This is a genomic window from Stenotrophomonas sp. STEN014 (assembly GCF_056760315.1).
This window is the reverse complement of sequence record NZ_JBRREN010000008.1, coordinates 25,634-51,883: the sequence shown is the minus strand read 5'-3', so window position 1 is coordinate 51,883 and position 26,250 is coordinate 25,634. Positions and strand designations below refer to the sequence as shown.

The following is a 26,250-nucleotide window of genomic DNA, read 5'->3' as shown; positions in this document are numbered from 1 at the left end:
TCACCGGGAAGGGCGGGGGGAGTCGGCAGATCGGTCATAGCTGGTTTCTCATCTGGATCAGCAGTCGGATGCGCTCGCGCAGGGCGGTGTCGTCCTGTGAAGCGGGCAGTTGCAGGGCACTCTGCACGCGGGCCAGCGGCCACTGCAGATGCTCGGCGATGGCGTGGGCCTGGGCATCGCCGGTCAAGGCCGCGGCCAGCGGCGCGCGCCGGCGCAGACGCGCCAGGAAGGCCTGACGCACGGCGTCGTACAGCAGCGGCGTCTTGCCGTAGCGGTGCAGGTGTTCGCCGCTGGCGCGGACATGTTCCAGCAGTGAGCGCCGTTCCTCGCGCGGCGAGGGCAGCAGCGCACCAAAGCGCTGACTGCGCGCCCACAGCCAGGCCAGCATCGCCAGCAGCAGTGGCAGCCATACCGGCCAGCCGCGCTGCAACACCATCTTCCACAGCGAGGGCGCCTGCACCGCGTAGACCAGGTGGACCGTGCCCTTGCCATAGTTCGGGGCCAGCAGCAGGCGGGCCAGATCGCGATGCGGGATATCGCGCAGGCCGCCCTTCGCGCCGTTGCCATTGCGCAGGAAGTCCATGTCGGCCAGTACGTCCACGCGGCCGATACCGTAGCGCAGGCGCGCATAGGCCAGGGTGTCGTCTAAGCCATCGCCCCAGTGCAGCTCGATACGTCGGCTGCCGGCGAGATTGAAGCGGGTGCCCGAACAGAACTCCTGATGCCGCTCCTGGGCGGCGACCTGCCAGGGCTGGCAGCGCGCCGGGACCTCGCTGGGGAGAATGCCCAGGCGGCTCAGCAGTGTGGCGGGGTTGTCGGGGCGGTCATCCCCGGCCGCAGGCACCTGCAGCAGCAGATGGCCGCCGCCCTGCACCCAGTCCAGCAGCGCGTCCACCTGCGGCCGCGTCAGCTGGCGCGGATCCTCCAGCATCAGCACGGTGTCGTGTGGCTGCAGCGCCATTGCCGGCAGGTCCAGCTGGCGCCGCGACTGCGCGCTCACGCCCTCCTTGCGCAGGGCCTCGCGCAGCGCGAACAGCGGGTTGTAGGTGGGTTCGCCATAGGCCGGCAGGGTGATCTGCTCGGGCACGCGTTCGAAGCTGCGCAGGAACCAGACCACCGCCGCGGCGCCCACGGCCAAGGCCAGCAGGAGCAGTGCCGCGTTGCGCCAGCGCGGACTCATGCGGGCCACCCGTAGTGGCGCTGCAGATCCTCAAGCAAGGCGTCGAACTCGTCGGCGCTGGGCAGGCGGCCGGCATAGGCGGCGTACTGCCAGGTGCGCACCATGCGCGCGAACAGCTGGCGGTCGGCGTCCACCGGCATGCGTCGCGACGCGCGCAGGCACTGGGCTTCGGTGGCACCGGGCGGCAGCACCACATCGGCGCGCTGGCCCAGCTCCTCCACCGCGGCGCGGTACAGCAAGGCCAGTGCATGACGCGGCTTGCCCTCGCGCCACAGCCGGCGCGCGCTGCCGGGGATATCCGGCGGCAGGCTGTCGGGCAGTTGCAGCGCTTCCTGGGTGACCGGGGACTGTACGGTGCGTTTGCGCCGGCCACTGCCACGCAGCCACGGCAGCCACCAGCGGGCGGTGAGCAGCAGCGCGATCAGCAATGCGCCAACCAGGATCCACAGAAAGCTCTCGCTGACCAGCGCCAGGAGGGTGCGGATGCCGTCCAGGTCCGGCGCCCACTTGTCGCCCGGGGTGTCCCGTTCCTGCTGCGTGGCATCTTGCGTGCGCTTCCAGCGGCTGACGTTGCGCTGGGCGCCCAGCTGCGGGTCTTCGTAGGCGCGTGCGGCCGCCTGGCGGAAGCTGGCGGTATCGGCGTGCGTGGGGCCGAACACGGTCGCTGGCGTTGCGCCGCTCGCCGCATGTGCCGCCAGGTGCTTGTGATTGGCGTGTTGCTTCTGCAGGTCTGCAGCGCCGTCCTGGGCCTGGGCGGAATCACCGGGCAGGGCGATGGCCAGCACCAGCAGCAGGAGCGGGGCCAGCCGCGCCAGGCGGTCGCGCATCCGGCGGAAGGCGATTTCCACATCCCAGGCCTCCAGCTGGGTGCGGCGGTTGAGGTACAGGCCGAAGCCGGCCCCGCTGTAGAACGGGCCGACCAGTGTCAGTGCCGCCCACGCCAGCAGGTTGAAGCCGATCCACGCCCACGCCGGGGTGTCCTCGCCGATCAGCGACCACGCCGCGCGCAGCGATTCGGACAGCAGCTCCAGCGGCACGAACATGAACACCAGCGCGATCCCGGCCAGCTGCAACACCCACTCGAAATGCCAGCACACCAATGTCAGCAGGCTGGCATGGCCATAGCTGGCACCGCCCAGCACCCGCCGCCGTTGCCGGCGCTGCGCCGCGTCGCCGCCTTCGAGCAGATCCACCGGCATCATCAGCGACCGCGCTGGACTGAGCCGCCGCCACAGCAGATACGGCCACAGACCGCGCCAGCCCCAGCTGCGCTGCGCGCGCAGCGTCTCGCCGGTGCCCGGGGTGGCACCGAAGGCGCCGCGCGAGATCACGTACAGCGGGATGCGCTCGAACACCGGCTTGAGCCACCACAGCGCGAACGCCGCCAGCCAGAAATTGTCCAGCCACCAGCCGGCCAGGTTCAGCAGCGCGAACAGCGGCAGTGTCAGCAGCAGCCACGGCTTCCAGATCGCGCCGGCGTGGCGGCGCACCAGCGCGGTGCCCAGTTCCATCGCCTCCCACGGCGAGCGCGCGCGCAGCACCACGTCGAGCTGGTCAATCCGCATCCGCCGCTCCCCGCCCGCCGCGCCACAGCCAGAAGGCCACCAGCGCCCACAGCACCCCGGAGACGCTGAACTTGCCCCACGCCGGCACAGCCGCGGTGGAGGACCAGAACGCCTCGATGAAGGCGGCCACCAGCAGCATGAAGGCCACGCCCAGGCACAGCCGCGCGCCGATCACGCCGCCTTCGACCAGCGCGTCGATCCGGCGCTTGCGTCCGGGCGCCAGCAGCCTCAGTCCGAGCTGCAGGCCGGCGCCGCCGGCGATGACGATGGCGGTCAGCTCGAACGGCGCATGGCCGACCACGAAACGCCAGAACGGATCGCCGAAGCCGACCTGCTGCAGGTGCCCGGCCACCGCGCCGATGGTGATGCCGTTGAACAGCAGCACCAGCACCGTGCCGATCCCGGCCAGTAGGCCGCTGGCGAACGTGCGCAGGCCGATGCTGATGTTGTTCATGATGTAGTGGCCGAACATCGCCCAGTCGGTGCCGCTGTCGCGGCCCAGGCGGTCGGCGGCCGGGTCGTACATCTTTTCCATCTGCGCGATCTGGCGCGGGTCCAGCAGCAGGTGGATCAGCTCGGGCTGGTATTGCAGCAGCACGAAGATGCCGACCAGTGGCAGCACGAACAGTGCGCACGCCACCGCCATCGCGGCGGCCTGGCTGCGCACCAGCTGCGGGAAATCGGCAACGAGGAATTCCACCGCGCGCTGCCAGCGCGGGGCCGGGGTGCGGTACAGCAGGCTGTGGCCACGCTGCATCAGCTGCTGCAGGCGCTCGACCAGCTGCGGGCTGTACCCGCGGCGGCGCGCCAGTGCCAGTTGCTGGCACAGTCGCCGGTAACGTTCCGGGATGGTTTCATCGCCGGGCAGGTCCGGGTCCCGCGTGCCGCGCGCCTTGCGCGGGTTCTGGCCACGGCGTTGCAGCCAGTGCTCGAACTGCTGCCATTCGTGCTGGTAGCGGGCGACGAACTGTTCCTGTCTCATCGCCGCCCCAGCAGCCAGTTGGCCATCGCATACAGGCGCAGCACGCCGGCCTGGCCACGCGCCTCGCTCAGTACCGAGGCGATATCGCCCAGCTCCTGCTGCCGCGCCGGAGATAGCGCCGGGGCACGTTCGGCGAAGGCCATCACCGCCCTCTGTTCACCGGGCTGCAGTGGCAGCGGCGGGGCCAGTGCCGCGTCGGTGCGGGCCGGCACCGACACAGTACGCGGCGGCAGATGCACCACCAGCGTGCCGGCGACCAGATCGCCCAGGCGGCGGCCGTACGGGTCGTACAGGCAGCAGATCAATCCCAGTGCGTAGCCGAACGGGAGCATGTCCACGGTGCGCAGCAGGTTGCGCACGATCGCCGCCATCCAGCCCAGCGGCGCGCCGTCGCGGGCGATCACGCGCAGTCCCACGGCCTTCTTGCCCAGGGTCTGTCCCAGCCAGACCTCGAGGATGATCGGATAGGCCCAGAACATCAGGAACATCAGTCCCAGATACAGGCCCTGGCCCAGCCCGCCGAGCAGCGCCAGCAGCGGGCTCATCAGCGTCAGCACGCCAACGCGAACCATCAGATCGATCAGCCAGGCCAGCGCCCGCGGCACTGGTCCGGCGGCGGGCAGCTGCAGGGGCACGCCCTCAGGCGTGATCACTTCGCGGTAGGTGTCCAGCATCGCTGGCGCCGGTGTCACGGCACCACCGCGGCGATGTTGAGGTAGGCCCGGCAGCGCGGGAAAGTCCGGTTTCCAGCCCGGACAGGTGCCAGGGGCATGCGGGTCTCGATGGCGTCCTTGATCAGCGGCGACTTTAACCGCGGTCCTGTGGAAAGCCCAGCCCACCGTCGCCTGCGCCTGCAGCCACCGCCGGGATCAGCCGGGCATCGAGCGGTACTGGTCCTTGACCTTGACGTAGTGGTCGGCCGAATAGCGCAGGCCTTCGATGTCCTTGTCGCTGAGCTGGCGCATCAGCCGCGCCGGGTTGCCGGCCCACAGCTCGCCGCTGCGCACCACCTTGCCCGGGCCGACCACCGCACCGGCGGCGATGAAGGCGTTGGCCTCGATCACCGCGCCATCGAGGATGCACGCGCCCATGCCGATCAGGCAGTAGTCGCCAATTGTGCAGGCGTGGAGGATGCAGCCGTGGCCGACGGTGACGCCCTCGCCGATCAGGGTCGGAAAACCGCCCTTGTTGTACGGACTGTCGTGGCTGACGTGGATGATGGTGCCGTCCTGCACATTGCTGCGCGCGCCGATGCGGATGTGGTTCACATCGCCACGGATCACCGTGCCCGGCCAGATCGAGGCGTCATCGCCGATCCGCACATCACCGATGATCGTGCACGCCGGGTCCACGTACACGCGTTCGCCCACAACGGGCATCTTGTCCAGGAAGGGGCGCAGCGAAGTCATGGCGGAATTCATCGGTGGGATTGCAGTCACGATGATACGCAGTGGCGCCACCGCGTCCCAGCGCGCTGCGGCGCTGGCGCGGCATGCAATGCCTGCACCGGCCCGACGCACAGGGAGCAGCAAGCTTCCACGCCATGGCGGTTACTCGCCGCAGCGATGCCGCGTGCTACTTCAGGCCACCTTGCCGCGGCGCGCGCGCTCCAGATGCACCAGCAGCAGCGAGATCGCCGCCGGGGTCATGCCCGGAATGCGCTGGGCCTGGCCGATGGTCTGCGGGCGCACCCGCTCGAACTTCTGCAGCGCCTCGGCCGAGAGGCCATGCACGGCGGCAAAGTCGAAGCCCTCGGCGATCACGGTGTTCTCGTGGCGCTGCTGGCGTTCGATCTCCACCCGCTGGCGATCCAGGTAGCCGGCGTACTTGACGCTGATCTCCACCTGTTCGGCCACGCGCGGATCGTCCACCCCCGGGCCCAGCGACGGCACCTGCATCAATTTGGCGTAGTCCAGCTCCGGGCGCTTGATCAGGTCCAGCACACTGGTCTCGCGGGTCACCGCCACGCTGGTGGCCTCGGCCACTTCGCGGCCCAGCGCGTTGGCCGGGGTAGCCCAGAGGCCGCGCAGACGCGCGCTTTCGTTGGCCACCGCCGCCTGCTTGGTTTCGAACGCGGCCCACCGCCGGTCATCGACCAGGCCCAGCTCGCGCCCGGTCGGCGTCAGCCGCGTATCGGCGTTGTCCTCGCGCAGCTGCAGCCGGTACTCGGCGCGGCTGGTGAACATGCGGTACGGCTCGCTGGTGCCGTGTGTGATCAGGTCATCGACCAGCACACCGATATAGGCCTCGTCGCGGCGCGGGCTCCAGCCGTCCTTGCCCTGCACGAACAGCGCAGCGTTGATGCCGGCCAGCAGGCCCTGCGCGCCGGCTTCCTCGTAACCGGTGGTGCCGTTGATCTGCCCGGCGAAGAACAGCCCGCACACCTGGCGGGTCTCCAGCGTGTTCTTCAGTCCGCGCGGATCGAAGAAGTCGTATTCGATGGCGTAGCCGGGACGAGTGATGTGCGCGTTTTCCATGCCGCGGATCGAACGCACCAGTTCCAGCTGCACGTCGAACGGCAGCGAGGTGGAGATGCCGTTGGGGTAGACCTCCACCACGTCCAGGCCTTCGGGCTCGACAAAAATCTGGTGGCTGGCCTTCTCGGCAAAGCGCACCACCTTGTCCTCGATGGACGGGCAGTAACGCGGGCCGATGCCTTCGATCTGGCCGCTGTACAGCGGCGAACGGTGCAGCGCGCCGCGGATGATGTCGTGGGTGCGCTCGCTGGTGTGGGTGATCCAGCAGCTCACCTGCCGCGGGTGCTCGGCCACATTGCCCAGGTAGGACATCACCGGCAGCGGATCGTCGCCGGGCTGTTCGTCCATCACGCGGTAGTCCAGCGAGCGGCCGTCGATGCGCGGCGGGGTGCCGGTCTTGAGCCGGTCGATCACGAACGGCCGCTCGCGCAAACGCGCGGCCAACGTGGTCGCCGGCGGGTCGCCCATGCGCCCGGCGGTGTACTGGGTTTCACCGATATGGATCTTGCCGGCCAGGAATGTGCCGGCGGTCAGCACCACGGCCGGTGCATGGAAGGTCAGTCCGGTCTGGGTGATGGCGCCACGCACGGCGTCGCCCTCGATCACCAGATCGTCCACCGCCGCCTGGAACACGGTCAGGTTGGGCTGCGACTCGACGATGCGGCGGATCGCCATGCGGTACAGGTTGCGGTCGGCCTGGCAGCGGGTGGCGCGTACCGCCGGGCCCTTGGAGGCGTTGAGCGTGCGCCACTGGATGCCGGCCAGGTCGGCGGCGTGCGCCATCGCGCCGCCGAGGGCGTCGATCTCCTTGACCAGATGCCCCTTGCCGATGCCGCCGATGGCCGGGTTGCAGCTCATCGCGCCGACGGTTTCGACGTTGTGGGTCAGCAGCAGCGTGCGCGCGCCACCACGGGCGGCCGCAAGGGCGGCCTCGGTGCCGGCATGGCCGCCGCCGATGACGATGACGTCGTAGTGGGAGAAGGAGTCGCTCATGGCGTGGGATCGGAGTCGGAAGTGTGAGGTCTGTCGGCAAGACTGAATGGGCGCGCCAGCCGACGGGGTGTCGATTTTACCGCCAATGGTCGCGCGGCTGCGCCGGACCTAAAGTTGGCATGCAACCTGCTGTTACCCCTTGCACCCAGCGTGGCATGCGACACAGGCGCAGCAAGGTCGGAATTGGAACAGGGGCCGACCGGAGCGCACGCTGGGGTAGCACAGGGGCCGGTAGTCGGGGGACTGCCGGCCCCGTTCTTTATCCAGGCGGTACCGCGGTAAAAGCAGGAAAAACAAAGCCCCGGGAGACCGGGGCTTTGTTCTTTATTAAGGCGCCGATGTCCGACAGGGCCGGAACAGGGGGGATCCAGAGTTCCTGACGGACATCGACATGGATAGGTCCGGATGAAGCCGGTTTGGGTCAGTTTGCGACGCAGCCGGTCACCACGTGCCGCCAAGATTGCCCAAGTCTTCGCCGATTGCAACCCTTTTAGCGTTCCTGGATGCGGGCTTCCTGCCGTTCACGGTTATGTGACGGCTGTCGGGCAGGTGCCGCCGGTCGCGGCTGCATCGCCGGACGCGGCGCAACCGCCTGGGGCCTGGGCATCGCGCGCTGCACCGGCTGGACCGCGGCCGATCGCGGTTGCTGCGGGCGCTGCAGCCGGTCCAGGTCCCGCCACGGTGACTTGCCACCGCCGCCGTTGACCGGCGGGGTCGGGCGCGGCGGCCGTGGACCATGACCGTTTCCATTGCCATTGCCCGGACGCGGGCCATGGCCCTGCTGCGGCGGGCGCGCTGGCGGACGGTGGTTGTGCGGTGGGCGATAGATCGGATAACGCCCGCCGTAACCGCCATACCCGTAGTAGCCGCTGCCGTAGCCGTAATAACCGTCATAGCGGCCATAGGGATAGCCATACGGGTAGCTGTACTGCACCGAGGGCGAGCCGTGGTAGTAGCCGCCTGCGCCGCCGCCGACATAGTCGTAGGTTGCGCAAGCGGACAGACCAAGCAGCAGCCCGGCGGCAATGATCAAGCGCTTCATGATGCGTGTCCCCCCGTGGGTGTGGTGCCAGCTTCGGCGGACCGCGTTGAATCGGTCCTTAACTCCGTCCGGCGGAACTGAATGATGGCCATCGCAACCACCGATATGGTCCGATGCTTGGGGCCTACGTTAACCTTTCTGCATGAAAGAACTTTCCCTGCCCGGAGTGGCCGATGTGCTGGCAGCGGCGGCACGCATCGCACCCCATGCCAGCGTGACCCCGGTGCTGCGCTCGCAGGTGCTGGATACGCTGAGCGGCGCGCGCCTGCACTTCAAGGCCGAGCATCTGCAGCGCAGCGGTGCGTTCAAGTTCCGTGGTGCCTGCAACGCGGTATGGGCGCTGACGCCGGAACAGGCCGCGCGCGGGGTGGTGACCCATTCCTCCGGCAACCATGGCGCGGCGCTGGCGCTGGCGGCCCAGTCGCGCCGCATCCCGTGCCATGTGGTGGTTCCCGAGGGCGCGGTGGCGGCCAAGCTGGCCAATATCGTCCGCCATGGCGCGGTGCTGTGGCGGTGTGCGTCCACCCAGGCCGCGCGGGAGGCCGAATGCGCGCGGGTGCAGGCCGAGACCGGCGCCATGCTGGTGCATCCCTATGCCGATGCGAAGGTGATCGCCGGGCAGGGCACCGCGGCGCTGGAGCTGCTGCAGCAGTGCGATACGCCGCTGGATGTCCTGATGGTGCCGGTGGGCGGTGGTGGCTTGGCCGCGGGCACGCTGCTGGCACTGCAGCAGGCGGCCACACGGTGCGAGCTGGTGCTGGCCGAACCGGCCGGCGCCGACGACACCTCGCGGTCGTTGGCCAGCGGCCAGCCCGATTTCGTTCCCGCCACCGTGTGCGATGGTCTGCGCGGCGCGCTGGGCGCGCCCAATTTCGCCCTGCTGCACGGCCGGGCCAGCGTGATCACCGTGGACGATGACGCTACCGTGGCGGCGATGCGCCGGCTGTGGCAGGTGCTCAAGCAGACCGTGGAGCCGTCCTCGGCGATCGCGCTGGCCGCCATTCTGGCCGACCCGGCACGGTTTGCCGGGCGCAACGTCGGGGTGATCCTGTCCGGCGGCAATGTCGATCTGGACGCCCTGCCGTGGAGTCGCCCATGAGTGCCCGGCAACGGTCGCCGGGCCTGCTCGGATGGCTGTGGCGCCTGGGAGTGCTGCTGCTGTTGTGGCTGCTGGGGGTGGCGGCCTGGATCATCTGGGTCGGCGATCGCGACCAGGCCGCGCCGGCCGACGCGATCATCGTGCTGGGGGCGGCGGCGTATGACGCCCGCCCCTCGCCGGTATTCGAGGAACGCATCCGCCATGGGCTGGACCTGTATCAGCAGGGCTACGCCCCGAAGCTGATTTTCACCGGCGGCTTTGGCGGCGCGCGTGCCCGCTTTTCCGAATCACAGGTGGCGCGGCGTTATGCGCTCAGGCAGAACGTGCCCGACCGCGACATCCTGATCGAGACCCGCTCGCGCACCACCCGCCAGAACCTGGTCGAGGCGCGGCAGCTGATGGCCGAGCACGGCATGCACAAGGTGATCGTGGTCAGCGATCCGCTGCACATGGCGCGCGCGCTGCGGCTCTCGCGCGAGCTGGGCATCGACGCGCTGGCCTCGTCCACACCCAGCACGCGTTTTCGCAGCTTCCACACCAGCTGGCGCTTCCTGGCGCAGGAAATCTATTTCTTCCACCGCGACCTGTTCGCCAACGGCGCCTGAGCGGCCATACCGTATCGATCAGGTCCGCGCCTGCTACGCCGGCCCCTACCGGAGCCGACGATGCTGCGCACGCCCTCAACGGGACGCACGCGAAACCGGGTGCGTGGCGGTGGTCATGGCCAGTGCCGCGGGTACCCGCGCCGCCGCCGTCGCGAATCTGCGGATTCAGGCTTGCGGTTTGCGCCGGATCGGAATGGCCGAGACCGGCACCGCGGCCACGTCATGGCCATGCTCGCGGATCGGTGCGCCCGGTTCCGGCGCCCAGGCGTGGGCGTAGATGACTTCCCAGCTGCTGGGCAGCTTGCCGTCGGTGCGGCGCAGCGGCTCGTAGGCGGCGCGCGCGGCGGCAAAACGGCCACGCCCGGTCAGCGTGTGGCGGCGGCTGTGCATCGCGTTGGTCGCGCCGATCGCCTTGAGTTCGCGCATCAGCGCCGGCAGCTCGTCGTAGGTCAGGGTGAACAGGTCGCGGTCCAGCACCGGGTCGCGGAAGCCGGCCATCATCAGCGCATCGCCGAACTGGGCGATCGGCGCGAAGTGGCTGACGTGGGCCGTGTCATCGGCCTGGGCGAAGGCCTCGCGCAGTTCAACCAGCGTGTCCGGACCGAAGGTCGAGCACACCAGCAGGCCGCCGGGCTTGAGCACGCGGCGGAAACCGGCGAACACCGCCGGCAGGTCTTCCACCCACTGCAGGCACAGGTTGCTGAAGATCACATCGACGCTGTTGTCGGCCAGCGGCAGGGCGCGCGCATCGGCGCATACCCGCGCGAACGGCCGCCACCAGCCGGCCTGCTTTTTGGCTTCGGCCAGCATCGGCAGGGCCAGATCCAGCGCGATCACCTGCGCCTTGGGCCAGCGCTTCTTCATCGCCGCGGTGGCGTGGGCCGGGCCGCTGCCCACATCCAGCACCACCTGCGGCTGCCGGTCTTCCAGATAGTCCAGCGATTCGAGCAGGCGTTTACCCACTTCCTGCTGCAGCACCGCGGCGGCGTGGTAGCTGGAGGCGGCACGCGAGAAGGCGCGGCGGACGTGTTTGGGATCGAACAGGGAGGACATGGCAGACATGCAGGCAGGAACGGGGATCGACAGGGACGGTGCGCCGGTGGGGCGGGCATCAGTTCAATCGTGGGGGGAAATACAGGGGCACATGATCGGCGATGGCGGGGCAATACGGGCCGAACCGCTCACGCGCAGTCCGCAACGAAGCGTTGCAGCAGTCCGGCCACCTGGTCGGCGTGGCCGAGGAACGGCGCATGGCCGCCGCCCTCGACCGTATGGGCCTGGTGTCGGCCGGCCGGTGCCAGAGCCGCCGCGCGGTGCAGCGCCGCCGCCGGCACCAGCCGGTCGCGCTGGCCACCGATCCACAGCCCGGGTTTGTGCAGGGCCGGCAAGGCGCCACGCAGATCGGCGCGCGCCAGCAGCGCCAATCCCTCGTGCAGGGCGCGGGGGGCCGGCTCGCCGCGCTCGACCAGCGCATCGCGCAGGGTGCGCAGTTCGCTGCGGGCGTGCTGCGAGCCCATCACGTCCAGGGCGAGGAAGCGTTCCAGGGTGCCGCGGTAGTCCTGCTGCAGATCCCGGCTGAACTGTTCAAACACGCTGGGTTCCACCGCATCGGGCCAGTCGGCATCGCGCACGAAGCGCGGCGTGGCGGCGAGCATGGCCAGCCCGCGCACCTGCGGCAGCGTGGCGGCAGCATGCAGCGCGACCAGCCCGCCCAGTGACCAGCCGCACCACATCGCCGGCGGCGTGGCGCTGGCGATGGCGCTGACCAGATACGGCAGTTTCAGCGGGGTGCTGTCCTCGCGGCTGAAACCGTGCCCGGGCAGATCGACCACGTGCAGCTGGAAGTGCGCTGACAGCCGCTCCACCAGCGGCGCAAAGATGCCGCCGTGCAGCGCCCAGCCGTGGATCAGGACCAGTGCCGGACCGCTGCCGGTGACGTGGATATGCATGGAACGGACAACCTGCTCAGACGCTGACGGGAGTAAGTGACTTCTGGTACAGCACCAGATCGCGCGCGGCGCCGATGGCCTCGACCAGTGCCTTCACCTGCCCGGCGCTGTGCAACGCCGACAGCGTGACCCGCAGCCGCGCCTTGCCTTCGGGCACGGTCGGCGGACGGATCGCACTGACCAGGAAGCCGGACTGCTCCAGCGCCGCCGACAGTGCCATCACCGTGGCCTCGTCGCCGCACAGCAGCGGCTGGATCGGGGTTTCCGAGGGCATCAGCTCCAGTCCGAGGCGGCGGGCGCCCTCGCGGAACAGGCCGATCAGCTCGGTGAGCTTCTCGCGGCGCCAGTGGTCGCGGCGCGCCAGCTTGACCGCGGCCAGCGAGGCGGCGATCTGCGCCGGCGGCAGCGCGGTGGTGTAGATGTAGGGACGCGCGGTTTCGGCCAGATGGCGGATCAGGGCTTCCTCGCCCAGCACCACCGCGCCGTGCCCGCCCAGCGCCTTGCCCAGCGTGGCCAGCTGCAGCGGTACTTCGTTCACGCCCAGCCCGGCCTCGGCCACGCAGCCGCGGCCGTCCGCGCCGACCACACCGACGCCATGGGCGTCATCGACGTAAAACAGCGCCTGCTGCATGCGCGCCACCAGCGACAGCGAGCGCAGCGGGGCGATATCGCCGTCCATGCTGAACACGCCATCGGTGACCAGCATCGCCGCGCCGTCGGGGGCGTGCTTGAGCTGGCGGATCGCGCCTTCGCTGTCCAGGTGCGGATAGCGCCGCAGGCGGCAGCCGGCCAGCCGTGTGGCATCGAGCAGGCTGGCATGGTTGAGCCGGTCCTGCACGCAGACATCGTTCTCCTCGCTCAACAGCGCCTGCTGCACGGCCAGGTTGGCCATGTAGCCGCTGTCGAACAGCAGCGCCCGCGGATAGCCGAGCCAGTCGGCCATCTCCTGTTCCAGCTGCGCATGCAGCGCATGGTGGCCGCAGACCAGGTGCGAGGCGGTGCTGCCGGCGCCGTCACGCGCGGCCGCGTCCTGCAGCGCGGCGACCACTTCAAACTGTTGCGACAGGCCGAGGTAGTCGTTGCTGCAGAAGCCGGTCAGCCACCGGCCATCGATTTCCAGGCGCACCCCGTCGCGGCGCGACACGGTGCGCCGGGTGCGGATCCGCCCCTGGGCTTCGCGCAGTTTGCGTTGATCCTGCAGGCGTTCGTGGAGATCGGGACGGGCCATGGCGCGTTTTCATGGACGGATGGCCAGCTAGCGTACCCGGTTGTCGTTGCCGACGTCCGGGCCACGCCGCGCGGCCGATCCGCTGCCGGATCAGGCCGGCTGCGCGCAGGCCGGGGCGATATCCAGATGCACCGTGCCGGGGTGATCGTGGTCATCGGCATCCACCGCGACCGGCATCGGGGTCAGGCCCAGACGTTCGAACAGCGCCAGATCACGCGCGGTGTCCGGGTTGCCGGTGGTCAGCAGCTTCTCACCGTAGAAGATGGAGTTGGCGCCGGCGGAAAAACACAACGCCTGCAGCTCGTCGCTCATGCTCTCGCGCCCGGCCGACAGCCGCACCATCGAACGCGGCATGACGATGCGGGCCACGGCGATCATGCGCACGAACTCGAACGGGTCCAGCTCCGCGCTTCCATGCAACGGGGTACCGGCGACCTGTACCAGCCGGTTGATCGGCACCGAATCCGGGTGCGCGGGCAGGTTGGCCAGTGCCAGCAGCAGGCCGGCGCGGTGTTCGCGGGTCTCGCCCATGCCGACGATGCCGCCGCAGCAGGTCTTCAGCCCGGCATTGCGCACGTGTTCGAGCGTATCGAGCCGGTCCTGGTACTGGCGGGTGTGGATGATCGAGTCGTAGTAATCCGGCGCGGTGTCCAGATTGTGGTTGTAGTAATCCAGCCCGGCGTCCTTCAGCGCTTGGGCCTGGTGGCCTTCGAGCATGCCCAGCGTGGCGCAGGTCTCCAGACCCAGGGCCTTCACCTCGGCGATCATCGCCGCGACCTTGGGGATGTCGCGGTCCTTGGGCGAGCGCCAGGCCGCGCCCATGCAGAAGCGCGAGGCGCCGGCCTGCTTGGCGGCCCGGGCGCGTGCGACCACGGCCTGGGTCTCCATCAGCTTCTGCGCGTCCACCCCGGTGTCGTAGCGCTGCGCCTGCGGGCAGTAGCCGCAGTCTTCCGGACAGCCGCCGGTCTTGACCGACAGCAGCGTCGAGACCTGCACCTGGGCCGGATCGAAGTGCTCGCGGTGCACGCTGGCGGCGCGGAACAGCAGCTCCGGGAAGGGCAGCTCAAACAGCGCCAGCAGCTCTTCGCGGCGCCAGTCGTGACGGATGACAGCAGACATCGGTATTTCCTGACAGATCGGATCCCAGAAGCGGGGCAGTCTGGTGAGCATGAAACCACCTGTCAACAAATCCATGATCAATCTGGTTTACGGCGCCGGCGCGCGGCTGACCGCGCTGCTGCTGCCGCCGCGCTGCCTGGTCTGTGGCGAGCCGGGCAGCGCCGGGCGGGATCTGTGTGCGGCCTGTGCGCTGACGCTGCCGTGGGCGCTTGATGCCTGCCACCGCTGCGCCCTGCCGCTGCCGGCAGGGACGGGCCTGCAGCTGCTGTGCGGCATGTGCCAGCAGGGGCCGAGTCCGCTGCAGCAGGTCCGAGCCACGTTCCTGTATGCCGCGCCGGTCGATGGCCTGCTGCGGCGCTTCAAGTTCCATCAGGATCTGGCCGCCGGCCGGCTGCTGTCGCAGCTGATGCTGGCGCGCCGGGATCCGCCGCCAGCCACGGCGGCGCTGGTGCCCGTGCCGCTGCACCGCTCGCGGCTGCGCCAGCGCGGCTATGACCAGGGACGGGAACTGGCGCGGCCGCTGGCCAGGGCCTTGCACCTGCCGCTGTGTGCGGCCCTGCACCGGACCCGTGCCACCGCCGCCCAGTCCGAGCTGGATGCCACCACGCGCCGCCGCAATGTCCGTGGCGCTTTCACCGTGACCGCCCCGCTGCCGGCCCACGTCACCCTGGTCGACGATGTGATGACCACCGGTGCAACCCTGCAGGCGGCGGCCAGCGCTCTGCGCCGGGCCGGGGTGGAACGGGTGGATGCCTGGGTTTGTGCGCGCGTGCCCTGATCGCGGTGATACTTGATCGGCCAGGTGATCGCCCGTATCCACTGGCAACGTCTTTCACACAGGAGCGGTGGGATGAACCTTCTTTCGCAGCAGGTGAAACGCGGTGGCTGGACCCTGGTGGTGTTTGGGGTGCTGGCGCTGGCCTTCGGCATCGGCACGTTGCTGTGGCCGGCGGTGTCGGTGCTGGCGATGGTGCTGACGTTCGGCGCGCTGTCGCTGGCCGATGGCGTGGTGAGCCTGATCAGTATTTTCCGCAAGAACGTGGCGCTGCCCAACTGGGTGTTGCTGCTGTACGCGCTGGTTTCCATCGGCTTCGGTGTGCTGGCGATCAGACAGCCGGCGCAGATGGCCGAAGCGATGCTGTGGCTGCTGGCGCTGTGGCTGGTGATCGCCGGCATCGCCCGTATCGTGTTCGCGGTGCAGGTGCGCAAGCTGGTCAATGGCGAGTGGATGCTGGCCCTGAGCGGCTTGCTGGCGGTGGCGCTGGGCGTGCTGTTCTTCGCCCGGCCGGGGATCGGCCTGGCCACGATCGCGATCTGGGTGGCGGTGGGCGCGCTGTTCTACGGCGTGTTGCAGCTGTGGGTCGGGATCAAGTTGCTGCGGCAGCGCACGCTGTGATTATCGAGTAGCACTGCAAGCCGCAACAAAAACGCCGCCTTTGTCAGGCGGCGTTTTTGTTGTCACAGGTGAGGGCGCTCAGCGGCCAGCCGGCCAGGTCAGGGCCGCGACGAGACCGGCAAACAGCACCGCACCGACCCAGTTGTTGTGCAGGAACGCCTTGAAGCATGCCTCGCGCTGGCGCGTGCGGCACAGCCGGAACTCGTAGACCACCAGCAGCATGGCCACGCCGATGCCTGCCCAGTAGGCCAGTCCCAGCTGCGCGCGCTGCCCGACCAGCGCCATCGCCGCGAAGAACAGCGTGTACAGGATGCCCTGGATGACCAGGTCCAGGTCGCCGAACAGGATCGCGGTGGAGTGCGAGCCGACCTTCAGGTCGTCGTCGCGGTCGACCATCGCATACCAGGTGTCGTAGGCGGTGGACCACAGGATGTTGGCCGCGTACAGCAGCCAGCCCAGCGCCGGCACCTCGCCCTGCACCGCGGCGAAGGCCATCGGGATGCCCCAGCCGAAGGCCATGCCCAGATAGACCTGCGGCAGATGCGTGTAGCGTTTCAGGTACGGATAGCTGGCCGCCAGGAACACGCCGATGAAGCTCAGGCCGATGGTCAGCGCGTTCATCGTCAGCACCAGCGCGAAGGCGACCAGCATCAAGCCGGCGAACAGCATCAGCGCGGCCCGGCCGGAGATGGCCCCGGTGGCCAGTGGCCGGTCCCTGGTACGTTTGACATGCGGGTCCAGCCAGCGGTCGGCGTAATCGTTGATCACGCAGCCGGCCGAACGGGTCAGCCAGACCCCGGCGCTGAACACGAACAGCGTCCACAGCGGCGGCATCCCGCCGGCGGCCAGCCACAGCGCCCACCAGGTGGGCCACAGCAGCAGCAGGGTGCCGATCGGGCGGTCGGCGCGCATCAGTTTCCAGTAGTGGCCCAACCGCGAAGGCGTCGCGGCGGGCGGTTCGTAGCGTTCGTAACTCATTGGCAAAGGTTAGCAGTTGCGCCGGATTCCGCCGTTGCCGGCACTGGCGTTCGCACAGGGGAAGACCTGCGACGGCATTTGCCGTTAGAATGCGCGTCCGCCCGGTCACCCGGACGGCAAAGGAACGGCCATCGCGGCTGTTCCTGCAAGTCAGCGGTCAAAAACGCGCCTGTAGCTCAGCCGGATAGAGTAGTGGCTTCCGAAGCCATTGGTCGGGGGTTCGAATCCCTCCAGGCGCGCCAATCCCCCAGCGTGATCAATTGCCGCCGCCGGCTTGATGCCGGCGCGCAGGGGACAGTGGGTTTGCCCCTGCGGGCCCCATCTGTCCGCCTCGATGACTCCCGTTTTCCTCCGGGCCCGTGCCAGGGGCGCTGTTTGCGTGGCCCACTCCCCACGCACCTGCGTGGCGTGCCGTGCCGCATGACGGCCAGATTGCGGCTGCTCACGCCCGGCCGCGGCCGCTGTGCGTATTGTCTGCAGGCAGGTGCGGGGAGCATCGTGATCCGGTCGGGGGGACCGGCAAGCGGTGTGCCGCTGACGCCGGGCAACATGTCCGGCAGCCTGTCGAGGTATCGGAAACGCCAACCGACCGGAGCGTCTTGCCCATGGATTTCATTGCCCCGCCGTATCCCAATCTTCCGATGGTGCTGGTGTCGCTGCTGTTCTTCATCGTGCTGGTCATCGCGCGCGAGATCGGCGCGTGGTTGCGTCGCAAGGTCGAGCAGCGCAATCCGGACGTGGAGGAAAGCGATACCTTCGCGCTTTCGGCGGTACTCGGCTTGCTGGCGCTGCTGATCGGGTTCACCTTCTCGCTGGCGTTGCAGCGCTACGACGCCCGCCGTGAGCTGGTGATCGCCGAGGCCAATGCGATCGGCACCACCTGGTTGCGCGCCGATCTGCTCGAGGCCGGGCCGCGGCAGCAACTGCGGCAGGTGCTGCGCCGTTACGTGGACAACCGGGTCGCCTTCGGTGCGGCCAAAGATGCCGACGAGGAGCTGCGGATCTACCAGCAGACCACGGCGCTGCAGGGCGAACTGTGGGGCACGGTGGTCGCGGCCACCGGCGCGTTCCGCACCACGCCGCTGGCTTCGCTGCTGGTCTCCACCACCAATGATTCCATCGATCTGGCCGCCAGCCGCATCGCCACGCGGCAGGCGCATATCCCGGTGCGGATCATGCGCATCCTGGTCCTGTATGCGGTCATGGCTGCCGGCATGGTCGGCTACCAGCAGCGCCGGCAGCGGCAATCAAGCATGTTGATGTTTGTGCTGATCACACTGGCGGTGGCGCTGGTGATCGATCTGGACAATCCTGCCGCCGGCTGGATCAGCGTGCCGCAGACGCCGATGCTGGATCTGCAGCAAAGCCTGGACTGAACGCCGCGCGGCGCTGCCCGGCGCCGCCGCTCACTGCCAGGCCGCCAGCGAGATTTTCAGTTCGGCGGCAAAGCCCTTGTCCGAGCGCACCGGGATGGCGAACACCTCGGCGCCGTGCTGGCGGATACCGATGATGGGGCTACCGTCCGCCACCGGGGTGGCTGCCGTCTTGCTCCCGCCGGCCCAGTGCTCATCGCTCCACACGTAGCGCAGCTGCCAGTGGCCATCGCTGCCGGGTTTGGCGAACAGCACCAGGGTGTTGCGGAACAGGTATTCGGCGGGGATGTGGTGCTTGAGCAACAGGGCCCCGTCGATCTGGTAGCCGGCGTTGCACACGGCCAGGTCCACCGAAAAGGCGATCTCGCTGCCGGCCAGGATCTTGCCGCTGTCCAGGAACACCGAGAACAGCACCGGCGCGCGGGCATCGTCGCGCAGGCTGCCATCGGCATTGAACAGCTCGTCATAGCCGCGCCGGATCGCGCACTGGTTGGCTTGGGTGCGCGCGGTCAGCTCGTAGGTGTAGGCGCCGCGCGGGGCGACCGTGGCCTCGATGTAGTACGCCGACTCCACGTTCTTGCCGCGTTTGCGCGCGGCCTCCACTTCCGGCGGAAACGCCAGCGCGGTGATTTCCAGCTGCGCGGTGGCGCAGGTGTCACCAAACAGGAAGCGCACCATGTTCTGGTAGCCCTCCTCGGAGTTGACGATGCCAAAATAGCCGCTGTGGCTGCGGTTGACGAACGCCCGCGGCGCGCCTTCCACATAGGCGTTGGCGATGCGTACCAGGCCATCGCTCAGCGAGCCGACTGCGAACGAGGACAGGCCGTGCGCGGCGGCGTAGTCGCGGCTGTTGGTGCCGATCAGGCAGAACAGCCGCTCCGGCGGGAAGCCCGAGTCGCCCAGCGTGTTGACCCTGTCCTTGGGCACCTTCAGGTACTTGCCCATGGTGCTGCGGTTGAAGTTGTCCATGTCGTTGATCGACAGCAGCTGCGGCACATTGATGCCGGCCACGTCGATGCCGTTGTGCGGGGTGGCGTAGGTGAACACCTTGTCCACCAGAGCGCGGACTTCGGCGCTGGCCACTTCCGGGTTCTGCAGCAGGCAGCGGCAGATCAGCCCGCCCATCGAATGGGCCACCAGGTAGACGCGGAATTCCTGGCGCGCTTGGGCGTTGCTGCCGCAGACGCTGTCGCGCAGCTCGAGGATGCGTCTGCCTAGGCTGCGCGCGGCATCGGCGATGGACGGCGCCTTGCCATCACCGAAGGCCGGATCGGCTGGGTCGTAGTAGCGGTGGATGACGATGCAGCGCGGCGAGAGGCGGTCGCGGCGTTCGGCACCGGACTCGTAGACGTCGCGGTAGTCGTAGTCCTTCATCAGCCGTACCAGCGGCGACTCGAACACGAACTTCACGATGGAGCCGTCCTGGGCCTGGCGCATCTTGGTCGAGCCGGCCTCGAAGCCCATGAACGGCGTGGAGGTGGTCTCGACGATCTCGCCGCGGGTCATCGCATAGCCGCGCACGTAGATGATCGGAAAGAACGGGCGGTGCAGGCGTTCCATGGCGCGGCTCCCCGGGGCGGTTGCGGCGATCTTCGCGGGGCTGGCCATGGCTTGCCTGAACAGGCAGGCCACGCGACGCTCAGGCGGTCGCCGGAACCCGGTCGAGCTGGCGGTAACCGATCGCCTCGGACAGGTGCGGACGCTGGATGTCGTGCGCTCCGGCCAGGTCGGCGATGCTGCGCGCCACGCGCAGGATACGGTGCATCGAGCGCGCCGACAGCTGCAGACGATCCATGGCCTGTTCCAGCAGCGACTGGTCGGCCGATGCGAGTGCGCAGTCGCGCAGGGTTTCGGCCTGATCCAGATGGGCGTTGAGTTTGCCGGCGCGCTGCAGCTGCCGCGCACGGGCCTGTTCCACGCGTGCGCGCACCCGGGCGCTGGACTCACCGGCGGCGGCATCACCGCGCAGTTCGCTGGCCGGCAGCCGTGCCATCTGCAGGTGCAGGTCGATCCGGTCCAGCAGCGGTCCGGAAATGCGCGCGCGATAGCGGCGGATGCTCTCCCCCGAACAACGGCAGCGGCCGCTGCTGTCGCCGGCCCAGCCGCACGGGCAGGGATTCATCGCCGCGATCAGCTGGAAGCGGGCCGGGAATTCGACGCTGCGGGCGGCCCGGGCAACGGTGACGCAGCCGGACTCCAGCGGTTCGCGCAGCACTTCCAGCGCATGCCGGTTCCATTCCGGCAATTCGTCCAGGAACAGCACGCCATTGTGGGCCAGGGAAATCTCGCCGGGACGCGGATGCGAACCGCCGCCGACCAGCGAGACCGCGCTGGCGGTGTGATGGGGGGATCTGTATGGGCGCTGGCGCCAGCGGGTGGGGTCCACGCCACGGCCACTGACCGAGGTGATGGTCGCCGTTTCCAGCGCTTCGGCTTCACTGGCCGCCGGAAGAATACCGGGCAGGCGCGAGGCCAGCAGGGTCTTGCCACAGCCGGGGGAGCCCAGCAACAGCAGGTGATGCGACCCGGCAGCGGCGATCTCCAGCGCCCGCCGTGCGTGCAGTTGACCGCGCACATCGGCCAGATCCGGCAACGCTGCGGCCGATGCGGCCGGTGCCACCGCATCGGGCAGCTCCTTGGTCCCCGACAGCGCCGCGCAGACTTCCAGCAGGGTGCGCGCGACTTTGACCGGTGCGGCCTGCGCCAGCGCGGCCTCGGCGGCATTGCCGGGCGGAACGATCAAGGTGCGGTGTTCTCGGGCGCAGGCGATGGCGGCCGGTAGCGCGCCGTCGACCGCGCGCAGCTCCCCGGTCAGCGCCAGTTCGCCGATGAACTCGTACTGCGCCAAGGCGTCGCGGTCGATCTGGCCGCTGGCGGCCAGGATACCCAGGGCGATCGGCAGATCGAAGCGGCCGCCCTCCTTGGGCAGGTCGGCCGGCGCCAGGTTGATGGTGATACGGCGTGCGGGAAATTCGAACTGCGCGCACAGCAGGGCCGCGCGGACGCGGTCACGCGATTCGCGCACCGCCGCCTCGGGCAGGCCGACGATCTGGGTGGACGGCAGTCCCCCGGACAGGTGGACTTCCACCCGGACCGGGGGCGCAAGCACCCCCGCGCGGGCACGGCTGTGCACCAGCGCCAGGCTCATGGCCCGGATCAGGCGTTGGGGGCGGAGCGGTTTTCCAGTGCTGCGACCGCCTGTTCCAGCGCGTCGAGCTTTTCACGGGTACGCAGCAGCACCGCGCGCTGCACTTCGAATTCCTCGCGGGTGACCAGGTCCAGCTTGGACAGGCCGGTCTGCAGGGCGCTCTTGAAGGTGGCCTGCAGTTCCTCGCGCGATTCGCGCAGGCCCGGCGGGACCAGGTCGCTCAGCCGGCGGGCGAGCTCGTCAATGTGGTTCAGGTCGATCATGGCAGGTCTCCGCAGGAAGGGCTCGAGCCTAGGACGGTTCCAGCCGGTGCGGCCATCAGAGTCGGTTGCGACGGGCTGTAAGGATAATCCGGAATGTCGAGGCCGGCACGCCGGCCGCTCATGCGCGGGCGCGGCAGGCTATCCTTCGCAGGCACACCAAGAGAGGGGATCGAGTCGATGAAAATGATCATGGCCATCGTCAAGCCGTTCAAGCTCGATGACGTGCGCGAGGCGCTGTCCGAACGCGGCGTGGCCGGTATCACCGTGACCGAGGTCAAGGGCTTCGGCCGGCAGAAGGGCCACACCGAGCTGTACCGCGGCGCCGAGTACGTGGTCGATTTCCTGCCCAAGGTGAAGATCGAAGTGGCCGTCACCGATGCCCAGGCCGATGAGGTGGTGGAAGCCATCGTCAAGGCCGCCGGCACCGGCAAGATCGGCGATGGCAAGGTGTTCGTGTACGACCTGGGCAGCGTGGTGCGCATCCGCACCGGCGAGCTCGACGGCGACGCGCTGTAAGCGATGCCGGTCAGGCCTCAGGCCTGGCCTTTGAGGTGTCGGTACAGGCGCTTCCAGGTGCCGCGCAGGACCTGCACCCAGCCGGGTTCGGCCAGCAGCGCGGCCTGTTCGGCGCTGGGGCGCTGGCCGGTCAGGCGCTGGCGCATCTTCACCAGGTTCTTCATGTCGCTGCGCCGCAGCTGGCGCGAGATCGGGCCGTTGCGCAGCCAGCGCGGCGAACGCCAGGCCGAGGTGAAGTCCAGCAGCACCGGTACCCCGGCACTGACCACCACATTGGTGCCATGCAGATCGTTGTGGGTGATGCCGGCCGCATGCAGGCGGCTGAGCGCCAGCTGCAGCTGGTCGAACACCTCGTGGCTGGCGCCCTGCACGCGGCTGAGCGTTTCACCGGGCACGAACTCCATGCCCAGCGCCAGTCCGCCGACGGTGCCCAGCAGCGCCGGTGCGTGTTTCCAGCCTTTCAGGCGGCGCAGCACGCGGGCTTCGCGGCGCACCAGCAGGCGTGCGACCGGCGACAGCGGCGTACCACGGTAGCGGCGGTAGTCCTTGACCACGGCCGGACGGCCGCCCAGCTCGGTGCGGTAGACATCCGGCTCGAGCAGGCGTTCGCCGCGTTTGAGCAGTTGGGCGGTGGAAACAGCAGGCCGGTGGCCGTCGTAAGCAGGCAGTGTGTTCATGAAAACCTTCCTGACGCGGCGGGGGCGCAGAAAGCGTCTTGCAATGCCGGTCTTGCGTGCCCGGAGCGGGCGGGGCGCAATTATAGAACTGGGCAGTCCATGAACTCTGAATGTAAAAAAAATGTAGGAACTTTGTTACGGAAAGGAGTGTTGCGCCGGGTGGGTTGCCTGCCGTGGGCGGGTATGCGCCGGCGTCACAGCATGAAAAACCCCGCGCTGGCAGGTAGCGCGGGGTCGGGTCCACGAGCCGGGGCGGTGCGGCTTACTCGCCCAACGCCTTGGCCACGAACGGCGGGCTGACCAGCACGCCGGTGTGCAGCGGGGCGGTGTAGTACAGGGTGTCGAACGGCTTGGCCGCCGCATCGGCCTGACGGAAGCCGAAACCGAAGCCGGCCTGCTTGCTGGCCACGGTCACCGACCACCAGCCGGTCGGGTAGCACGGCTGCGGGAACGGCAGGGTCTTGAACGACTGGAAGCCGGCCTTGCCCATTTCCGAACGCATGTCACGGATCAGGTCCAGCAGCGCCAGCGGCGACTCGCTCTGCTGCACCAGCAGGCCGTCATCCTTCAGCGCGCGGAAGCAGCTTTCGAAGAAGGCCTTGTTGAACAGGCCCTCGGCCGGGCCGACCGGGTCGGTGGAATCCACGATCACCACGTCCACGCTGCCCGGCGCGCAGTTGGCCATATAGGCCACGCCGTCGTCGAACAGCAGCTCGGCGCGCGCGTCACCGTTGGATTCGCACAGTTCCGGGAAATACTTCTCGGCCATGCGCGTGACCTGCTCGTCGATATCGCACTGGGTGGCGCTCTCCACGCCCGGGTGCTTGAGCACCTCGCGCAGGGTGCCGCAGTCGCCGCCGCCGATGATCACCACGCGCTTGGGGTTCGGGTGGGTGAACAGCACCGGGTGGCTGATCATCTCGTGGTAGAAGAAGTTGTCCTTGCTGGTCAGCATCATCGCGCCATCGATGACCATCAGCTTGCCCCAGTCGGTGCTGTCGTAGATCTCGATCTTCTGGAACGGCGACTGCACCTCTTCGAGTTTCTCGGTGATGCGGAAACCGATGGCCGAGCCGGTCGGCTGGAAGTGTTCGATGAACCAGTTGTCGTTGCTGCTCATGGGCGTGGAGGATCCTCTGCTCAGATGGGAAGCCGGGCTGGCGGCCGGGGCCGCGTGGCGAGTGCCACATCCGGAAAAGGCGCCCCCGGGGGACGCGGGCGCGGATTGTAACGGACCGGTGGCCGGCTAGCGTTAGAATGCGCGTCCGCGCCGCAACGGGGTTCCCGCCACGGCAATGAAGAACGCGTCGCCACGCGCCAGAAATAGCGAACAGCCATGACTTCCAGCAGTACTTGGTCCCTGGACCAGGCCCGCAAGACCTATTCGATTCCGCACTGGTCCGATGGGTATTTCGACGTCGATGCCGCCGGTCACGTCGTGGTCCGCCCCGCCGGCAGCGAAGGCGTGACCGTTTCCCTGCCGCAGATTGTCGATTCGGCCCGTGCCGCCGGCGCCAAACTGCCGCTGCTGGTGCGTTTCCCGGACATCCTGGGGCAGCGCCTGGGCAAGCTGCAGGCGGCCTTCGCCCAGGCCCAGGCCGACTGGGACTACCCGGGCGGCTATACCGCGGTCTACCCGATCAAGGTGAACCAGCACCGTGGCGTGGCCGGCACCCTGGCCAGCCACCACGGCGAGGGCTTCGGCCTGGAAGCCGGCTCCAAGCCGGAGCTGATGGCGGTGCTGGCGCTGAGCCGGCCGGGCGGGCTGATCGTCTGCAACGGCTACAAGGACCGCGAGTACATCCGCCTGGCGCTGATCGGCCGCAAGCTCGGCCTGCAGACCTATATCGTCATCGAAAAGCCCTCCGAGCTGAAGCTGGTGCTGGAGGAATCCAGGGCGCTGGACGTGAAGCCGGGCCTGGGCGTGCGCATGCGTCTGGCCTCGCTGGGCGCCGGCAAGTGGCAGAACAGCGGTGGCGACAAGGCCAAGTTCGGCCTGTCCCCGCGCCAGCTGCTGGACCTGTGGAAGGCGCTGCGCGACACCGAGTACGCCGACTGCCTGAACCTGCTGCATTTCCACATGGGCAGCCAGATCTCCAACGTGCGCGACATCGCCAACGGCATGCGCGAGGCGACCCGCTACTTCGTCGAGCTCTCGCGGCTGGGCGCGAAGATCAGCCATGTCGACGTCGGCGGTGGCCTGGGCATCGATTACGAAGGCACCCGCTCACGCAGCTTCTGCTCGATCAACTACGGGCTGGAGTCCTACGCCAGCAACATCGTGCAGCCGCTGGCCGAGGCCTGCGAGGCGCACGGCCTGACCCCGCCGCGCATCGTCACCGAGTGCGGCCGCGCGATGACCGCCCACCACGCGGTGCTGATCGCCAACGTGTCCGAAGTGGAGCAGGCCGCCGAAGGGCGTATCCCCGAGGCGCATGACGACGAGCCGGCTGCGATCCGCCACCTGCGTGAGATCCATGACGAGCTGGACCAGCGTCCGGCAGTGGAGCTGTTCCAGGAGGCGCAGCACTTCCACGCCGAAGGGCTGGCGGCCTACGCGCTGGGCCAGATCGATCTCACCGCAAGGGCGCGCATCGACGACCTGTTCTACGCCATCGCCCACGGCGTGCGTGCGCGCCTGAGCTATGACGAGAAGAGCCACCGCCCGGCGCTGGACGAATTGAACGAGCGCCTGGTCGACAAGTATTTCGTCAACTTCAGCGTGTTCGAATCGATTCCCGATGCGTGGGCGATCGACCAGGTGTTCCCGATCATGCCGATCGAGCGGCTGGACGAGCGCCCGGCGCGGCGCGGCATCATCGCCGACATGACCTGCGACTCGGATGGCATGGTCAAGACCTATGTCGAGAACGAAAGCCTGGACAGCTCGCTGCCGCTGCACGCAGTGCGCAATGGCGAGAGCTACCGGATCGGCTTCTTCCTGGTCGGCGCGTATCAGGAAATCCTCGGTGACATCCACAACCTGTTCGGCGACACCGACGCGGTGGAAGTGGTGGCCGACGCCGACGGATATGTGATCACCCAGCAGCGTCGCGGCGACACCACCGACGTGATGCTGGACTACGTCGGCTACAGGCTCGACGACCTGCGCGCCGCCTACAAGGCGCGCGTGGCCGCAGCCAACCTGCCGGCCGAACGCGCCGCCGAACTGGACGCGGCGCTGGAAGCGGGCCTGACCGGTTACACCTACCTGTCGGACGAACCGCTGACGCACCTGTGAGTGGCTTGCGCTGATCTCTGACCGGGGTTGGCGCAGCGCGGTGGGGTCCAGCTGCTACGCAGGTAGCGGGCCCGCCGTTCACCATGTAGCCGCGCTGGTCCAGCAGCCCGGCCCGCTGGGGAGGGTCCGGTCGCTATCTTCGGCCCGTTGGGGGTGTGCGGCGAGGCTGATGGCCCCGCCACACCGGCCGCCATCGCGGCTGGGGCTGGCGGCATGCGGCAGGTGCCAAGGTCGGCCCCGGCCGACCCCCGGCTGTTCGTGGCAGGCAGCATTCGACAGGCATTGATGACTTCTTCCCTGCGCACCGCCGACGGCAGCCACGGCGGCATTCGCGCAAGCCCGCCGAGCGTGCGTGCAATCCATCCACAGGCAAAGTCTGTGGTGGGTGGTTTCCCCTCGCTGCCTAGGGGCCACCGGTA

At 68.7% G+C, this 26,250-nt stretch carries 24 protein-coding genes and 1 tRNA gene; 8 read left to right on the top strand and 17 right to left on the bottom strand.

What is annotated here, in order from left to right; genetic code table 11:
• Positions 1-34: 34 nt before the first annotated feature.
• The 7 genes from ACVOMC_RS11920 to ACVOMC_RS11890 form a co-directional block, all read right to left on the bottom strand.
• A complete protein-coding gene (locus ACVOMC_RS11920; protein ID WP_481524117.1) occupies positions 35-1,180 on the bottom strand; it encodes a DUF4350 domain-containing protein in 1,146 nt (381 codons plus the stop codon).
• Positions 1,177-2,745, bottom strand: a complete 1,569-nt coding sequence (locus ACVOMC_RS11915; protein ID WP_481524116.1) for a DUF4129 domain-containing protein — start codon at positions 2,743-2,745, stop codon at positions 1,177-1,179. The genes ACVOMC_RS11920 and ACVOMC_RS11915 overlap by 4 nt, the downstream gene beginning before the upstream one ends.
• Positions 2,735-3,727, bottom strand: coding sequence for a stage II sporulation protein M (locus ACVOMC_RS11910; RefSeq protein WP_481524115.1), 993 nt, complete (start codon positions 3,725-3,727; stop codon positions 2,735-2,737). Before ACVOMC_RS11910 ends, ACVOMC_RS11915 begins: the two co-directional genes overlap by 11 nt.
• On the bottom strand, positions 3,724-4,401 hold the full coding sequence (locus ACVOMC_RS11905; RefSeq protein WP_481524204.1) for an RDD family protein: 678 nt from the start codon (positions 4,399-4,401) through the stop codon (positions 3,724-3,726). The genes ACVOMC_RS11910 and ACVOMC_RS11905 overlap by 4 nt, the downstream gene beginning before the upstream one ends.
• A gap of 195 nt (positions 4,402-4,596) precedes the next feature.
• Positions 4,597-5,136, bottom strand: a complete 540-nt coding sequence (locus tag ACVOMC_RS11900) for a gamma carbonic anhydrase family protein (RefSeq protein ID WP_057506316.1) — start codon at positions 5,134-5,136, stop codon at positions 4,597-4,599.
• A gap of 171 nt (positions 5,137-5,307) precedes the next feature.
• On the bottom strand, positions 5,308-7,197 hold the full coding sequence (mnmG, locus tag ACVOMC_RS11895) for a tRNA uridine-5-carboxymethylaminomethyl(34) synthesis enzyme MnmG (protein ID WP_481524114.1): 1,890 nt from the start codon (positions 7,195-7,197) through the stop codon (positions 5,308-5,310).
• 490 nt (positions 7,198-7,687) lie between these two features.
• Positions 7,688-8,239, bottom strand: a complete 552-nt coding sequence (locus ACVOMC_RS11890; protein ID WP_481524113.1) for a hypothetical protein — start codon at positions 8,237-8,239, stop codon at positions 7,688-7,690.
• 142 nt (positions 8,240-8,381) lie between these two features.
• Between ACVOMC_RS11890 and ACVOMC_RS11885 the strand changes: the two genes are divergently transcribed.
• Positions 8,382-9,338: a pyridoxal-phosphate dependent enzyme gene (locus ACVOMC_RS11885; protein WP_481524112.1), complete on the top strand. Its 957-nt coding sequence runs from the start codon at positions 8,382-8,384 to the stop codon at positions 9,336-9,338.
• Positions 9,335-9,943, top strand: coding sequence for a YdcF family protein (locus ACVOMC_RS11880; protein ID WP_054660954.1), 609 nt, complete (start codon positions 9,335-9,337; stop codon positions 9,941-9,943). Before ACVOMC_RS11885 ends, ACVOMC_RS11880 begins: the two co-directional genes overlap by 4 nt.
• Positions 9,944-10,108: 165 nt before the next feature.
• Here ACVOMC_RS11880 and bioC read toward each other — a convergent pair whose 3' ends face one another.
• The 4 genes from bioC to bioB form a co-directional block, all read right to left on the bottom strand.
• Positions 10,109-10,996, bottom strand: coding sequence for a malonyl-ACP O-methyltransferase BioC (gene bioC, locus ACVOMC_RS11875; RefSeq protein WP_481524111.1), 888 nt, complete (start codon positions 10,994-10,996; stop codon positions 10,109-10,111).
• Positions 10,997-11,124: 128 nt separating this feature from the next.
• On the bottom strand, positions 11,125-11,892 hold the full coding sequence (gene bioH, locus ACVOMC_RS11870; protein ID WP_481524110.1) for a pimeloyl-ACP methyl ester esterase BioH: 768 nt from the start codon (positions 11,890-11,892) through the stop codon (positions 11,125-11,127).
• 16 nt (positions 11,893-11,908) lie between these two features.
• The gene (bioF, locus tag ACVOMC_RS11865; RefSeq protein ID WP_057506310.1) at positions 11,909-13,120 is read right to left on the bottom strand and encodes an 8-amino-7-oxononanoate synthase; all 1,212 of its coding nucleotides are present in this window, start codon (positions 13,118-13,120) and stop codon (positions 11,909-11,911) included.
• Between the two features lie 90 nt (positions 13,121-13,210).
• Complete coding sequence (gene bioB / locus ACVOMC_RS11860) at positions 13,211-14,239, bottom strand: biotin synthase BioB (protein ID WP_481524109.1); 1,029 nt, start codon at positions 14,237-14,239, stop codon at positions 13,211-13,213.
• 49 nt (positions 14,240-14,288) lie between these two features.
• Between bioB and ACVOMC_RS11855 the strand changes: the two genes are divergently transcribed.
• The gene (locus ACVOMC_RS11855; protein ID WP_481524108.1) at positions 14,289-15,017 is read left to right on the top strand and encodes a double zinc ribbon domain-containing protein; all 729 of its coding nucleotides are present in this window, start codon (positions 14,289-14,291) and stop codon (positions 15,015-15,017) included.
• Between the two features lie 72 nt (positions 15,018-15,089).
• Positions 15,090-15,635, top strand: a complete 546-nt coding sequence (locus ACVOMC_RS11850) for an HdeD family acid-resistance protein (RefSeq protein ID WP_481524107.1) — start codon at positions 15,090-15,092, stop codon at positions 15,633-15,635.
• 78 nt (positions 15,636-15,713) lie between these two features.
• Here ACVOMC_RS11850 and ubiA read toward each other — a convergent pair whose 3' ends face one another.
• On the bottom strand, positions 15,714-16,613 hold the full coding sequence (gene ubiA, locus ACVOMC_RS11845) for a 4-hydroxybenzoate octaprenyltransferase (protein WP_481524106.1): 900 nt from the start codon (positions 16,611-16,613) through the stop codon (positions 15,714-15,716).
• 165 nt (positions 16,614-16,778) lie between these two features.
• Between ubiA and ACVOMC_RS11840 the strand changes: the two genes are divergently transcribed.
• A tRNA-Arg gene (locus ACVOMC_RS11840) sits at positions 16,779-16,855 on the top strand.
• 363 nt (positions 16,856-17,218) lie between these two features.
• Complete coding sequence (locus ACVOMC_RS11835) at positions 17,219-17,989, top strand: bestrophin-like domain (protein WP_054657784.1); 771 nt, start codon at positions 17,219-17,221, stop codon at positions 17,987-17,989.
• A 30-nt stretch (positions 17,990-18,019) separates the two neighbouring features.
• Here the strand turns inward: ACVOMC_RS11835 and ACVOMC_RS11830 are convergent, their stop codons facing one another.
• From ACVOMC_RS11830 to ubiK, 3 genes are all read right to left on the bottom strand, one after another.
• The gene (locus tag ACVOMC_RS11830) at positions 18,020-19,546 is read right to left on the bottom strand and encodes an esterase/lipase family protein (RefSeq protein ID WP_481524105.1); all 1,527 of its coding nucleotides are present in this window, start codon (positions 19,544-19,546) and stop codon (positions 18,020-18,022) included.
• A 79-nt stretch (positions 19,547-19,625) separates the two neighbouring features.
• Positions 19,626-21,134, bottom strand: coding sequence for a YifB family Mg chelatase-like AAA ATPase (locus ACVOMC_RS11825; protein ID WP_481524104.1), 1,509 nt, complete (start codon positions 21,132-21,134; stop codon positions 19,626-19,628).
• A gap of 8 nt (positions 21,135-21,142) precedes the next feature.
• On the bottom strand, positions 21,143-21,397 hold the full coding sequence (gene ubiK / locus ACVOMC_RS11820) for a ubiquinone biosynthesis accessory factor UbiK (protein WP_481524103.1): 255 nt from the start codon (positions 21,395-21,397) through the stop codon (positions 21,143-21,145).
• A 177-nt stretch (positions 21,398-21,574) separates the two neighbouring features.
• On the opposite strand from ubiK, the gene ACVOMC_RS11815 reads away from it, so the two are divergent.
• Positions 21,575-21,913, top strand: coding sequence for a P-II family nitrogen regulator (locus ACVOMC_RS11815; RefSeq protein WP_054659346.1), 339 nt, complete (start codon positions 21,575-21,577; stop codon positions 21,911-21,913).
• Positions 21,914-21,930: 17 nt separating this feature from the next.
• Here ACVOMC_RS11815 and ACVOMC_RS11810 read toward each other — a convergent pair whose 3' ends face one another.
• Positions 21,931-22,590: an RIO1 family regulatory kinase/ATPase domain-containing protein gene (locus tag ACVOMC_RS11810; RefSeq protein ID WP_481524102.1), complete on the bottom strand. Its 660-nt coding sequence runs from the start codon at positions 22,588-22,590 to the stop codon at positions 21,931-21,933.
• A 262-nt stretch (positions 22,591-22,852) separates the two neighbouring features.
• A complete protein-coding gene (gene speE, locus ACVOMC_RS11805) occupies positions 22,853-23,710 on the bottom strand; it encodes a polyamine aminopropyltransferase (RefSeq protein WP_481524101.1) in 858 nt (285 codons plus the stop codon).
• Positions 23,711-23,926: 216 nt separating this feature from the next.
• On the opposite strand from speE, the gene speA reads away from it, so the two are divergent.
• The gene (speA, locus tag ACVOMC_RS11800) at positions 23,927-25,831 is read left to right on the top strand and encodes an arginine decarboxylase (protein WP_481524100.1); all 1,905 of its coding nucleotides are present in this window, start codon (positions 23,927-23,929) and stop codon (positions 25,829-25,831) included.
• Positions 25,832-26,250 lie beyond the last annotated feature (419 nt).